13 protein-coding genes are annotated in these 13,552 nt (G+C 52.4%); 6 read left to right on the forward strand and 7 right to left on the reverse strand.

From position 1 onward, the window contains the following. Window positions 1-227 precede the first annotated feature (227 nt). The 5 genes from IEY11_RS13690 (at window position 228) to IEY11_RS13710 (ending at window position 4,776) form a co-directional block, all read left to right on the forward strand. Window positions 228-449 carry a type 2 periplasmic-binding domain-containing protein gene (locus IEY11_RS13690; RefSeq protein ID WP_347003522.1) on the forward strand — a complete coding sequence of 74 codons (222 nt, stop codon included), beginning with the start codon at window positions 228-230 and terminating at the stop codon, window positions 447-449. A 346-nt stretch (window positions 450-795) separates the two neighbouring features. Then, on the forward strand, window positions 796-2,085 hold the full coding sequence (locus tag IEY11_RS13695) for a plasmid recombination protein (RefSeq protein ID WP_118209390.1): 1,290 nt from the start codon (window positions 796-798) through the stop codon (window positions 2,083-2,085). A gap of 18 nt (window positions 2,086-2,103) precedes the next feature. Further along, entirely contained in the window at window positions 2,104-2,406 is a 303-nt protein-coding gene (locus tag IEY11_RS13700) for a hypothetical protein (RefSeq protein WP_033121834.1), read from the forward strand. Then, on the forward strand, window positions 2,406-4,133 hold the full coding sequence (locus IEY11_RS13705) for a recombinase family protein (protein ID WP_033121835.1): 1,728 nt from the start codon (window positions 2,406-2,408) through the stop codon (window positions 4,131-4,133). The genes IEY11_RS13700 and IEY11_RS13705 overlap by 1 nt, the downstream gene beginning before the upstream one ends. Window positions 4,134-4,572: 439 nt before the next feature. Beyond that, complete coding sequence (locus IEY11_RS13710; RefSeq protein WP_110435853.1) at window positions 4,573-4,776, forward strand: helix-turn-helix domain-containing protein; 204 nt, start codon at window positions 4,573-4,575, stop codon at window positions 4,774-4,776. A 56-nt stretch (window positions 4,777-4,832) separates the two neighbouring features. Here IEY11_RS13710 and IEY11_RS13715 read toward each other — a convergent pair whose 3' ends face one another. Both IEY11_RS13715 and rpsO read right to left on the reverse strand, forming a co-directional pair. Continuing rightward, window positions 4,833-6,956, reverse strand: coding sequence for a polyribonucleotide nucleotidyltransferase (locus IEY11_RS13715; RefSeq protein ID WP_110435854.1), 2,124 nt, complete (start codon window positions 6,954-6,956; stop codon window positions 4,833-4,835). Between the two features lie 169 nt (window positions 6,957-7,125). Then, window positions 7,126-7,392 (reverse strand): 30S ribosomal protein S15, encoded by a 267-nt coding sequence (gene rpsO, locus IEY11_RS13720; RefSeq protein ID WP_110435855.1) that lies wholly within the window; start codon window positions 7,390-7,392, stop codon window positions 7,126-7,128. Between the two features lie 1,134 nt (window positions 7,393-8,526). Between rpsO and IEY11_RS13725 the strand changes: the two genes are divergently transcribed. Then, window positions 8,527-8,766, forward strand: coding sequence for a hypothetical protein (locus IEY11_RS13725; RefSeq protein WP_118730412.1), 240 nt, complete (start codon window positions 8,527-8,529; stop codon window positions 8,764-8,766). A gap of 210 nt (window positions 8,767-8,976) precedes the next feature. Here IEY11_RS13725 and acrA read toward each other — a convergent pair whose 3' ends face one another. The 5 genes from acrA to IEY11_RS13750 form a co-directional block, all read right to left on the reverse strand. Further along, on the reverse strand, window positions 8,977-10,092 hold the full coding sequence (acrA, locus tag IEY11_RS13730; protein WP_110435857.1) for an acryloyl-CoA reductase electron transfer subunit beta: 1,116 nt from the start codon (window positions 10,090-10,092) through the stop codon (window positions 8,977-8,979). Window positions 10,093-10,113: 21 nt separating this feature from the next. Then, window positions 10,114-10,914, reverse strand: coding sequence for an acryloyl-CoA reductase electron transfer subunit gamma (gene acrB, locus IEY11_RS13735; RefSeq protein ID WP_118362010.1), 801 nt, complete (start codon window positions 10,912-10,914; stop codon window positions 10,114-10,116). A gap of 21 nt (window positions 10,915-10,935) precedes the next feature. Continuing rightward, window positions 10,936-12,078 (reverse strand): acyl-CoA dehydrogenase, encoded by a 1,143-nt coding sequence (locus IEY11_RS13740; RefSeq protein WP_118362012.1) that lies wholly within the window; start codon window positions 12,076-12,078, stop codon window positions 10,936-10,938. Window positions 12,079-12,475: 397 nt separating this feature from the next. Further along, window positions 12,476-12,862 (reverse strand): MerR family transcriptional regulator, encoded by a 387-nt coding sequence (locus IEY11_RS13745; protein WP_188886832.1) that lies wholly within the window; start codon window positions 12,860-12,862, stop codon window positions 12,476-12,478. 477 nt (window positions 12,863-13,339) lie between these two features. After that, window positions 13,340-13,552: Gfo/Idh/MocA family oxidoreductase (locus IEY11_RS13750; protein WP_330417309.1), on the reverse strand; the 213-nt coding region annotated here is incomplete at its 5' end.

Raw genomic sequence — 13,552 nt, forward strand, 5'->3', positions numbered from 1 at the left:
GCTTCTCTGAACCGTGTACCCTGTTCACGGAACAATGGGTGTTTTCACTGTTCCAGACCAAACCACACAAAACGGCAAAGTGGGATATGGTCATATATGGACAGGACATCACAAGCGAAATTCTGAACGGATTTCGGAGATTGCAGATTTTTCACTGTTCGGTGCATCCACTCCACCTTGGAGCGCAGAGGTTGCACCGACACATGAACTGAATTATGGAGGATTTTATCAATATGAATATACGCAACGAAATAAAAGCACAGATCATCCGTGCCGGGATGACCATGCAGGAAGTTGTTGACCTGCTCTCGGACGAGTACGGATGGAGCGACAGCGTTTCCAACCTGTCCGCAAAATTACAGCGGGAAAGTATACGATACAAGGAAGTATTGGAGCTTGCCGCTGTGCTTGGTTACGACATCGTATGGCAGAAAAGACGGGAGAAGTGATACCCCGGCAACAGCCCTCCGCATCTCCCGTCCCCATAGGCGCACCGCAGTGCTGCCCATGGACAGGCAGTGAAAGATACGGTTTTCGCTGCCATCGTCTGCAAGAAATGTTCCGCAGAACAGCTTCATGCAGACGGGCTGACCAAGGTAAAAGGCGCAGACATTTTGCCTTGGTCAGCAGAGGTCACCGCAGTGACCGCATTCCCCCTCGGGAGAGCCCTCGGAGAGCCCACGGCACTTTGTAGCCAGCATGGATGAAAGTGTAATAGTGGGTTATTACACTTTGAAAAAGTGCCGTTCCTCAGCCCTCCGCTGTCTGCAAATCTTAAAGAAAGGACAAAAATCTATGGCAAGAAATGATGGAATTGATCGTACCTTAGCCAGAAATCAGGACTTGGAAACTCCGGATGATGTGACAAAAGTACAGGAACACAATGAGCGTGAAAAAGACCGTTATTCCAATGTGGACATCGTGCCGGAACGTACTGCGCTGAATGTTCACTTCAAGTCTCCCACTGACGATTATGTAAAAATGTTTGAGCAGATGGAGCAGGACAAGATCATCTCCACCAGAGGGCTGAAACCGGATGCCGTCAAATATGGCGAGTTGGTTTTCGATGTGAACTCCACTTATTTCTACAACCACGGCGGCTATGAGTTTGCAAAACAGTTTTATGCCGATGCCTATAAAGCCGCCGTGGAGATCGTGGGCGGTGAGCAGTATATCCTCTCCGCTGTAATGCATGCCGACGAGCGCAACCGGGCAATGTCGGAAGCTCTGGGTGAGGATGTGTACCACTATCACCTTCATGTGGTTTATATCCCGGTGGTGGAGAAACAAATCCTGTGGTCGAAGCGATGCAAGGATGAATCCCTCCGGGGAACGGTAAAGGAAACGATCACACAGGTCAGCCGCAGTAAGAAGTGGGAATCCAAACCCGTTCTTGATGAAAACGGAAATCCTATGTTGAACGCAAAAGGGAAAAAGATTTTGAAGTCGTCCTACAGTGTGCTGCAGGATGACTTTTTCAATTTCATGCGAAACGCTGGTTATACCGATGTAGAGCGTGGAGAATGTGGCAGCACCGAAGAACATCTGACGGTGACACAGTTCAAGGTACAGGCCGAACAGCAGCGTTTGGAAGCTGTGACCGGACAGGTGGCACAGGCCGAGCAGAGCTTAGCGGATGCCAAAGCTGCCACGGAGAAGCAGAAAAAGAAACTGGAAGCTCTGAAAAAGGAAACTCAGGCTGCTAAGTCTGTTGCTATGACTGCACATGAGATTGAGTCGATGGGCAAGAAAAATCCCATTACGGGAAATGTTACCATGACGGCGGATGAGTGCCGCACGCTAAAGGATTATGCGGTCAGCAGCTTTGCGGAAAAGTCTGAGAAGCTGAAATACAAGCAGAAATTCGAGCAGGCAGATAAAAACGCAAAGATATGGAAAGACCGTTTTGAAAAACTGAACAAAGACTATGAGGAGCTGAAACAAAAAGCCCAGCCTTTCCTGGATGCGATTGAGATTGCATCTGAAAAGGTCTGGGCTTTTATCAATGCCATCCTCGCCAGGGGAAAGGAACTGTATGAACACAAACACCCTGCCCGCAATCGTGGACAGGACATGGAAATTTAAGAAAGGAACTATTTGCCTATGAAGAAAACCGTAGATGAAATTAACAAGATGATTATGGAAGATGCCCCGATGGAAGAAATCAACGATGCCATCGGCTATATTGATATTTGCTCCTGCTTCGATCCGATTTTTGAGCCGCCTATTGATTTTCTGGAAGAATGCCGCAAGCGTTGGGAAGCGGCACAGTCCTCTTTCTGCAAAACCATTGAGTGCAAGATCGGAAACACATGGTATGTGATTGAAACGGAGTGTGATGGAAATGAGCCACTTACCGACAAGGTAAAACGGCTCATTTTTTCTGACAAGGGGGTGATTTGTTAATGACTGCGACACAAAAGCATGATATAATTCCAATATGCACAACGGTACTGTCGGCTGACCAACCACCGAAGGAGGATATTATGTTGGATCAGCAGAAAATTACCATTCTCTATTGCCGTCTGAGCAACGAGGATGCCCAGGAAGGCGAGAGTAACAGTATCGCAAATCAGAGAGAGTATTTAACCCGATATGCCCGTGACCACGGGTATACAAACCTGAAAATTCTGGTGGATGACGGTTATACGGGGACGAACTTCAATCGTCCCGGTGTGCAGGAAGGCTTTGAGCTTGTCAAGCAGGGGCTTGTGGGCTGCTGGCTGGTCAAAGACCTCAGCCGCTTTGGTCGTGACTATCTGACTGTTGGACAATATACGGATATTATCTTTCCGAGTTATGATGTCCGCTTTATCGCTATAAATGATGGCGTAGACAGCAACCGGGGAGACAGCGAGGGCTTCGCCGCAATCCGTAATCTGTTCAACGAGTGGTATCCCCGTGATACCAGCAAGAAAGTCCGTGTCAGTTTGCGGCAGAGAGGAACCAGTGGGAAGCACATGGGCAAACCGCCCTACGGATACCGCTGTGACCCGGAGGACAAGGATCACTGGATTCTGGATGAAGAAGCGGCTCCGGTAGTCAAGCTCATCTTCGACCTTTGCATTGACGGCAAAGGCCCGGAGCAGATTGCAAGGATTCTGGAAGAAAAGCAGATTATGACCGCAAAGGCACTCTATGCCAAGCGAAAGAAAAAGCCGATGCCGGAAAGACCGTACCACTGGGGCAACCAGTCCATTGCAGGGATTTTGGAACGGCAGGAGTACACAGGCTGTACCTGCAACTTCAAGACTTATTCCAAGTCCTACAAGCTGAAAAAGCGGATTCCCAATGAGCCGGAGAATATGTTTTATCTGCCGGACACACAGGAAGCGATTGTATCTCAGGCACAGTTTGACAGGGTGCAGGAACTGAGGAAAAACAAACGCCGCCCCGCAAAAGCGGAACGGCAGGGATTGTTCTCCGGGCTTCTGTTTTGTGCCGATTGCGGCGGCAAGCTCCACTTTGCCACAAGCAAAAGCTTTGAGGGCAAGCAGGATCACTACGTCTGCAACAACTACAAGAGCAACCGTGGTACTTGTACTGCCCACTATATCCGGGAAGATGTGCTTCGTGAAATCGTTCTGGAACGCATCCGGGCAGTCAATGAGTATATCCGAAGCGATGTGGACGGTTTTCAGGAGGAATGGCTGCAATGCCGCAGGACTGACCAGGAGCGCAGCATCCGGGATGACAAAAAGAAGCTGGAACAGGCAAAGAAACGCCTTGCCGATCTGGATGTCATCATCGCCCGGCTGTACGAGGACTATGTTCTTGGAAATCTCAATCAGGACAGATACAGAAAGATGTCTGCGGACTATGAAGCGGAGCAGGAACGGTTAAAGCTCGAAATTGAAGTTATCGAAGAATGGGTGGAACAGCGGGAAGAAATGAACGACGGTCTGGATGCCTTTATCGCCCTGACACAGAAATATGTGGATGTGGAGGAGCTGACACAGACCATCGTGAACGAGTATATCAAGAAAATCATCGTCTATGCCCCGGACAAATCCAGCGGCAAGCGCAAGCAGAAAGTGAAGATTTTCTTCAACTTCGTGGACGATGTAGATATTCCCGTTATTTCCGAGCCTATCATCACGCAAACAACCTATGAACACAGAAAAACGGCGTGACCTTCGGGTCACACCGTTCTCTGCGACAAAATAGTTACTTGTCACTATTAAGCCTTGGTTTTCTGCGTAAACTGGTGAGAGCGTAGCCGCCATCGGCTGCGTTCTTTTGCTATCTTCATTATAGTAGTTTTAAGGGGAAAGTCAATATGGGTTTATTTGCGTGATTTGCGGTGATTATCATCATATAAACCGAGATATTGCCGTTGAATTGTCCGCTTACGCAGGCAAATCACGGTTCGGCGAAGCTGACTGCAGCCTTCGCAAATATCTTTGCTCCAAGAGAGTGAAACATCCCATTTGGTATAGCAGGTGCCCTCCAGACGGTTGAGACAATCCAGACAAAATTCAGCCATAAGCTCACCTCACACACATTATACTCAATATATTGGGCATAGTCAATATATTAGGTCGTGTTATGTTGTGCGTGAGGTGATCGTACATGATCAGTTACGCTCCGTTTTACCGGACGCTTTTAGAAAAAGGCGTTACAGAATACCATTTAATTTACAAACAGGGCTTTTCCGCCAATATTCTGCACCGCATGAAGCACGGTAAAACAATCACACTGAAAACGCTGGATACATTGTGCTTTATCCTAAACTGCAGTGTTTCGGACATTATCGAGTATATCCCGGATGAATAAAAAGGCTTCGGAGCCACGCTCCGAAGCCTTTTTCCTTTATTTCAGCCGAAATTCAATTACAGAATCTTCTCTTCCGGCTTAACGTCCTTCATGGACAGGTTTACACGGCCCTTGTCGTCGATCTCCATGACCTTGACCCAAACCATGTCGCCTTCCTTGACAGCGTCCTCAACCTTCTCGATGCGGTGGTCAGCCATCTTGGAGATGTGAACCATGCCGTCCTTGCCCGGCAGCAGGTTTACGAATGCGCCGAAGTTCATCAGGCGGACAACCTTGCCGTAGTAGATCTCGCCCGGCTCCGGCTCCTTGACGATCGCTTCGATCATCTTCTTCGCCTTGTCCGCATCGGTTGCCTTAACAGCAGCGATGGTAACAGTACCGTCGTCCTCGATGTCAACCTTTGCACCGGACTCAGCGACGATGTTCTGGATTACAGAACCGCCCTTGCCGATAACCTCGCGAATCTTGTCCGGATTGATGTGCATGGTGGTCATCTTCGGTGCCCAGTCGGAAACGTCCTCACGCGGCTGCGGGATAGCCTTGAGCATGATCTCGTCCAGAATGCCGTAGCGGGCTACGCGGCACTTCTCGAACGCCTGCTTGATGATGTTCGGGGTCAGACCGTCAACCTTGATATCAACCTGAATAGCGGTGATGCCCTTCTTGGTACCTGCTACCTTGAAGTCCATATCGCCGTAGAAGTCCTCAACGCCCTGAATATCGGTGAAGGTGGTCTCCTGACCGCCATCGGTGATCAGACCGCAGGAAATACCGGCAACCGGTGCCTTGATCGGAACACCGGCATCCATCAGAGCCAGCGTGGAGCCGCAGACAGAGCCCTGAGAGGTGGAACCGTTGGAGGAAATAACCTCGGAAACCAGACGCAGCGCGTACGGGAACTCGCTTACCGGCGGGATAACCGGCAGCAGAGCGCGCTCAGCCAGAGCACCGTGGCCGATCTCACGACGGCCGGGACCGCGGGACGGACGGGTTTCGCCAACAGAGAAGGACGGGAAGTTGTAGTGATGGATATAACGCTTCTCCTTCTCCTCGAAGATGGTATCCAGCTCCTGCGCATCGCCCAGAGTGCCCAGGGTGCAGAGCGTCAGAACCTGGGTCTGACCGCGGGTGAACATACCGGAACCGTGAACGCGCGGCAGAACGTGAACCTCGGCAGCCAGCGGACGAACCTCTTCCATGCCGCGGCCGTCTACGCGCTTGCCGTTTGCCAGCCAGCGGCGAACGATCTTCTTCTGCAGCTTGTCTACGCACTCGCCAAGGTTAGCGCCGTGCTCTTCCTTGTACTCCTCGTCCAGAGTTGCTTCAAACTCGTCAACGATAGCGCGCACGCCGGCGTCACGGACGGTCTTGTCGTCGGTATCCATAGCAACCTCGAACTTGTCGTTGCAAGCTGCCTCGAGCTTGTCGAACAGGTCGTGGTCGATGTCATGATGCTCGTACTCGAACTTCGGCTTGCCAATCTCGTCCTTGATGGACTGGATGAATGCGCAAACCTTCTTCAGCTCCTCATGTGCTTCCATGAGGGCGTTAAACATATCGTCCTCCGGAACTTCCTTTGCACCGGCCTCGATCATAACGATCTTGTCCTTGGTAGCGCACAGGGTAACGTCCATCTCGGAAGCAGCGCGCTGCTCGGAGGTCGGGTTGATAACGGTCTTGCCGTCAACGATGCCAACCTGGCAGCCGGCTACAACGTAGTCGAACGGAATATCAGAGATAGAAACTGCGATGGAAGCGCCCAGCAGAGCAACTACCTCCGGAGAGTTGTCGTAGTCGTTCTCCAGAACGGTGCAGACGATGGAAACGTCGTTGCGCAGGTCCTTCGGGAACAGCGGACGCATCGGACGGTCGATCTGACGAGAGGACAGGATTGCCTTCTCGGACGGACGGCCCTCACGGCGCATGAACGAGCCGGGAATGCGGCCTACTGCGTACATACGCTCCTCAAAGTCAACGGAGAGCGGGAAAAAGTCGATGCCGTCACGCGGCTTAGCGGATGCGGTAGCGGTAACGAGAACAGCGGTCTCGCCGTAGCGAACCAGGCAGGAGCCGTTAGCGAGCTGTGCCATCTTGCCGGTCTCGACGGTCAGCTTGCGGCCGGCGATCTCGGTCTCAAAAACGCGGTAGTTTTTGAAGTCAAAGTGGTTGATGTTTGCCATTTTGTTTCCTCCTTTAATCGTTTGGGGAGGGCGGCAGCAGCTTTTTTAGCACTTGAAACAAGAGTGAAGCAGGGGTTCGCTCCTCTTTCAACTGCTAAAAAGCGATAATGCCGCCCAGCTTAAAATACAGAAACAGGGGAGCAGACTGCTCCCCTATTTTCGCATTTTCTTACTTACGGATACCCAGCTTAGCGATCAGGGCACGGTAACGGTTGATGTCCTTCTTCTGCAGGTAAGCCAGCATAGAACGACGCTGACCAACCATCTTCAGCAGACCGCGGCGAGAGTGGTTATCCTTCTTGTGTACCTTCAGGTGCTCGGTCAGCTCCTTGATGCGGGCGGTCAGGATTGCAACCTGAACCTCCGGGGAACCGGTGTCGGTAGCGTGGGTACGGTTTGCCTCGATAACGGCAGTCTTGTCTTCCTTACGGATCATGTCGGTAGTTCACCTTTCATAAATAAAATTTTACTCACCCACAGGCCGGGCCGCGGCTTGGTGAATGGAGGCGATAGGAACGCTCCCTTTGTCCGTCAGCTAAGCGCGGGGCGAAAGTATATTTATATTACCATGAAAATGACTGTTTGTAAAGCGATTTTCGCGGATTTCAGCATAAAATCTCGAAAGCAGACGCGCGTTTGACGAAAAAACAGGCATGTTTTTGTACAAGTTGTCAGTTTCTGCGGAATACTGCTGCGTGAATTGTCGGATTGTACAATTATGAATGAATTGTAAATGTGATTTTGGCACATTTGAATCTTGTCCGGCGAGAGGCAGAGTGCTATAATTACTACCATCATCGGTGGAGGGCTTGAGCGTTCTTCTCGCTCGCTGCCGTTTTTATTTATTGCTAAGAAACGCGACGGGGCGGTGCAGCAGCGCGGCCTGATGTCGCGTTTTTATTCGTTTTGGGGTGCTTTTTCCGAATGGGAAAAACGGGGGCGCATACCTGTTTTCTGCACCGGCTGGGCGGGATGCCCGAACCGCGCAGGCGGTTCGTCCTGACGGGCGGAAAATTTCTCGCTGCACCTCAGCGGGGAGTGCGCCGTCTGCGGACGGCGGGGACGTTGCGGTGCCCACCGCGGGGGCAAAAAGGAAGGGACACCTGCGGTTTCCCTTCCTCTTTGAACTCCTATCTTTCCCTTATTCGGACAGCACGGCGGCAATCAGAGAGCGGCGACCGCTTCGGAATAGGGGAACGGCAGTCGGGTTACTCTTGCGTAGGAACGCGCATTACGCGTCCATTACTCGACCTATACGCAGTTCTCGGATGCCGTTCTGCTACACATACCGGCAACTCTACGCAGACGCGACACAAGGTGAATTGCCCGAAGGGCAAGAGAAGGTCCCCTGGGGGATAACAGTGTCGCGCAACTCGTTTGCGCGTTATTTCGCATAGCACCTGCGAAGTTTATATGCCGCTAATGCTTTACCGGAGGGGAGGGATGAACTCATCACTCCGCGTGTTGGCGAATTTCATTGATTTGATCAACCTGCACTTACAAATGACCGTAGGGGCGCACATTGTGCGTCCTTTTTCCGTTCTGCACAAACAAAACAGGAGGAATGGACATGAAGCGGATTAAGGCGGCGTGCATTTGTCAGACCCTGCATTTCCAGCTGAAGGAGGATTTGGAGCACAGTATTGCGGTGCGCCTGGTGCGCGAGGAAGTCGAGCACTACAAGCAGGCACTGGAGCGGAACCGCACGCGCTATAAGATCGTAGACGAGGCGGAGCAGGAGGATGGTTCGGTAGTCATTCGTATCATCAAGCAGTACAACCGGAGTCTGGTAGGCGATTATCTGGATTGAAAAGAGCCTGTCTGCAGCGCAGACAGGCTCTTTCTCTTTATTTTGTGCCGAAAAAAGCCGCAGAGCAATGCTCTGCGGCTTTTCTTATACAATCAGAAGCAGCGTGCTGCGCTTTCCGCGGGCATGGCGGATATTGCAAGCGGGGCTCCAAAACCCGCCGCAAACCGGGAGGTCGCAGGCAGTACGGCGCTTCAAAAAGCAATCAGATGATTACTTAGACTCCTTAGCAGCCTTGATTGCGTCGATCATCATCGGAACAACCTTGAACAGGTCGCCGCAGATGCCGTAGTCAGCTACGTCGAAGATCGGAGCGGAATCAGACTTGTTAACTGCTACGATGCACTCGGAATCCTGCATACCAGCCTTATGCTGGATAGCACCGGAAATGCCCAGAGCAACGTACAGCTTCGGATGTACGGTCTTGCCGGTCTGACCAACCTGGTGGTCAGCAGACAGCCAGCCGGAGTCGATAGCAGCACGGGAACCGCCAACAACGCCGCCGAACAGGCCAGCCAGCTCTTCAGCCAGCTTGATGCCGGTCTCAACGTCCTTGGAGATACCACGGCCTACAGATACAACTACCTCAGCGCCGGTCAGGTCAACCAGCTCCTTAGCTTCCTTAACGACCTCGAGAACCTTGGTCTTGATGTCAGCCTCGGACAGCTCGAAAGCTACCGGCTCAACAACTACTGCGTTAGCCTTAGCCTCGTTGTACTCGCCCTTCTTCAGTACGCCCGGACGAACGGTAGCCATCTGCGGACGGAAGCGCGGGCAGATAATGGTAGCCATCAGGTGACCGCCGAATGCCGGACGGGTCATCTTCAGGTTGCGGTCCTCGCGGTTCAGAGCATCGATCTGAGCCTGCGGCAGAGTGGAAGCATCCTGCAGGAATGCAGCGTACTTCTCTACGTCTACGTCGAGGTGGGTGCAGTCTGCGGTCAGACCGGTGTGCAGACGAGCTGCGCAGCGCGGGCCGAGGTCACGGCCAATGTTGGTAGCGGCGATCAGCAGGATCTCCGGCTTCTTAGCCATAACGGTGTCGCACAGAACCTTTGCGTATGCATCGGTGGTGTAGGTCTCGAGCAGGTCGCTCTCGCAAACCAGAACCTTGTCAGCGCCGTAAGCGCCCAGTTCCTTTGCCATCTTCTCGCCTACGCCCTTGCCGCCAAGCAGCAGGCCGCAAACTTCAGTGCCCATGTCGTCTGCCAGCTTGCGTGCCTCAGAGATCAGCTCGAGTACGGTCGGCTGCAGCTCGCCCTGGCGCTGCTCACAGAATACCCATACGCCGGAAAAATCGGCGAGGTTCGTATTATTGAAATCAGCCATTGTTCAGTATTCTCCTTCCGATTAAATGATGTGCTTCTTCTGAAGCTCAGCAACCAGCTCGTCGCAGGTAGCCTTGTCAGCGCCCTCAAGCATCTTGCCCTGACCCTTCTGGGGAGGAGTGAAGGACTTGAAGATGTTGGTGGGAGAACCCTTCAGACCAATGGTGGTCGGATCGATCAGCGGATCGTCCTTCAGGGTGTTGTAGTCATAAACTGCGATCGGCTTATCGTAGCAGCCCATGATGCCCTTGATGGACATGTAGCGGGGCTCGTTCAGCTCCTTGATGCAGGTCAGCAGGCACGGGGTCTGGGTCTCGATGGTCATGTAGCCATCCTCCAGAGCGCGCTTAACGGTAACGGTGGTGCCCTCGATCTTTACGTCAGCAGCGTAGGAGATCTGCGGGATGTCCAGCTTCTCAGCGATCTGAGAGCCAACCTGAGCGGTATCACCGTCGATAGCCTGACGGCCGCAGAATACTACGTCATCAGCGTCAACGCCATACTTCTTGATAGCAGCAGCCAGGATCTGGGAGGTTGCGAAGGTATCGGAACCGCCGAACTCACGAGCGGAAACCAGAATGCCCTCGTCAGCGCCCATAGCCATCAGCTCACGCAGCATGCCCTGTGCCGGGGGAGGACCCATGGTGATAACAACGACCTTGCAGCCGGTAGCGTCCTTCAGCTTCAGAGCAGCCTCAACCGCGTTCTTGTCGTCCGGGTTGATGATAGTAGCCATGGATGCGCGGTTCAGAGTGCCATCGGGATTAACAGCAACCTTACCGGAGGTATCCGGAACCTGCTTTACACAAACAATTGCCTTCATAGTTCAGTTTTCCTCCTATTCTTACTTACCGAGAATGTTACCGGAGATAACAACGCGCTGAATCTCGCTGGTGCCCTCGTAGATCTCGGTGATCTTGGCATCACGCATCATGCGCTCAACCGGGTAATCCTTGGTGTAGCCGTAGCCGCCGTGTACCTGAACTGCCTTGGTGGTGATCTTCATAGCAGCCTCGGAAGCGAACAGCTTAGCGGTTGCAGCGTCCAGAGTGAAGCGGCCGCCCTCAGACTTAGCAACAGCAGCCTTGTAGGTCAGCAGGCGAGCAGCCTCGATTGCAACGTGCATATCAGCAAAGAGGAACTGAGTGTTCTGGAACTTTGCGATCGGACGGCCGAACTGCTCACGGGTCTTAGCAAAGTTGATGGACTCTTCCATAGCGCCCTCTGCAATGCCCAGTGCCTGTGCAGCGATGCCGATACGGCCGCCGTCCAGGGTCTGCATAGCGATCTTGAAGCCCTTGCCTTCTGCGCCGAGGAGGTTCTCCTTCGGAACGATGCAGTCGGTGAATACGATCTCAGCCGTCGGGGAGCCGTGCAGGCCAAGCTTCTCCTCGTGCTTGCCAACAGAGAAGCCCGGGAAGGAGCTCTCTACGATAAATGCAGAAATGCCCTTGGTGCCCTTGGACTTGTCGGTCATAGCGAATACTACGAATACGTCAGCAACGTAGCCGTTGGTGATGAAGATCTTGGAGCCGTTCAGTACGTAGTGGTCACCCTGCAGCTCAGCAACGCAGGTGCCCTTTGCAGCGTCAGAACCAGCGTCCGGCTCGGTCAGTGCGAAAGCGCCTACCTTGTGGCCTTCGGTCAGCATGCGGAGGTACTTCTCCTTCTGTGCGGGAGTACCGTTTGCAATGATCGGGCCGCAGCACAGACCATTGTGGGTAGCGAGGATATCGCCGGTGGAAGCGCACTGCTTGGACAGCTCTTCGATAGCGATAGCGGAGGAAAGATCGTCAGCGCCTGCGCCGCCGAACTCCTCGGGCACGATCATGCCCATAACGCCCAGATCGAACAGCTTCTCGATGTTCTCGCGGGGGTAAGTAGAGGTTTTGTCGGTTTCCGCAGCGATGGGCTTAACTTCGTTCTCGGTGAAGTCATGCATCATCTGGCGAACCAGTTCCTGTTCACGGGTCAGATGGAAATCCATGTTCAAGTCTCCTTCTTGTTTGGATATTTATTGCCAAAGCCGGTGAAAACCGGCATTCCGCCTGTTGCAGACTGCCGTTTGGTGCGGCAGGGAACCGCTTGCCCGTGTCTAACCGATCAATGGGGTGGTTCGGTTTGGAGCGGGTTTTGCACACTTTTTTGTTAAGTTTTTGTTCCGTCTATCAATATACCACACCAGATAGCAAGCGTCAACTGTCAATATCAACGGAATAAAGCAATAAATTTGGTAAATTATAAGGGATTGTACAAGCGGAATATTCTCAAAACGCGGGGGATGGTGATAAATACCGAAAAAAACGATGGAAACTGGTAAAAATACACAAATACGCAGAGCTCTCCGACAGGAGAGCTCTGCGGTGGTGAAGTGTTGGTGCAGTTCAGTCTTTGACTTTACCGCGCAGCTCGGGTTCTTTGGCGAGGCAGTTGCCGTAGTTTTCAATCTTGTGGTTGAGCCGTTCGAGCGTCTGCTGCATGGTGGCAATGCGTTCCTCGAGCTGGTCGCGCTGCTCGAGGAGCAAAGCCTTGCGGGCACCGATGGTACTGTCACCCTGCTGGAACAGGGCCACATATTCGATGAGCGCCTCGATCTGCAGACCGGCCGCACGCATACATTTAATAAACTCGATCCAGCTGCATGAGGTCTGGTCGTAATCGCGGATGCCGCTTTTGGTGCGCGGTACCGGCGGGATCAGACCGATGCGCTCGTAGTAGCGCAGAGTGTCCGGTGTGATGTCGAATTGTCTGCTCACTTCTGCGATGGTCATGGGAGTCACCTTCCTTTGCCCTTAGTGTAGCACTTGAAGTGGACTCTAAGTCAAGGGGGAATTGAGAATTGAGAGTGGAAAATGGAGAATGAACGCGGCAGTTGACGGGTACAGGTTGATAAAATTGGTGTAATTCGACGAGAAACGGCGGGATGGGGTCATCCCGCCCTACATGATACAATTTGTCAAATGGTTCAACGTATATACCATAATGATTACAATATACCGGAGGGCGGGGTGATCTTACCCCGCTGTTTGTAAATTCAGTTGCACGATTAAAATCGTAGGGGAGCACATTGTGCTCCCGCATCAATGTTAAATGAGCGCGGACATACGGTTATGTAATTGCAGTGAGTTGAATTTGACCATCGCGTTAATTTTCCATTCTCCATTCTCAATTTTCAATTACTGCAACAAAAAAGGAACCCTCTTTCGAGGATTCCTTTTTATGCAACTTTGGTTTGTTAAGCGGAGAAATTACTCCTCAACCTTAACGTATACGCCGCCGTTACGGCAGGACTCGGTAGCAGCCTTAGCCATGAGAACCGGACGCAGGCCGTCGATAGCGCCGACAGCAGTCTCTGTATCGTTGTTGATTGCATCAACGAAGGAGATAACCTGGTTGATGAATGCCTGGTTGTAACGCTCGAGGAAGAACCACAGCGGCTTCTCGGAGTGAGCGCCGTCCTT

This window comes from Butyricicoccus faecihominis (assembly GCF_014648015.1).
Classification (GTDB): domain Bacteria; phylum Bacillota; class Clostridia; order Oscillospirales; family Butyricicoccaceae; genus Agathobaculum; species Agathobaculum butyriciproducens.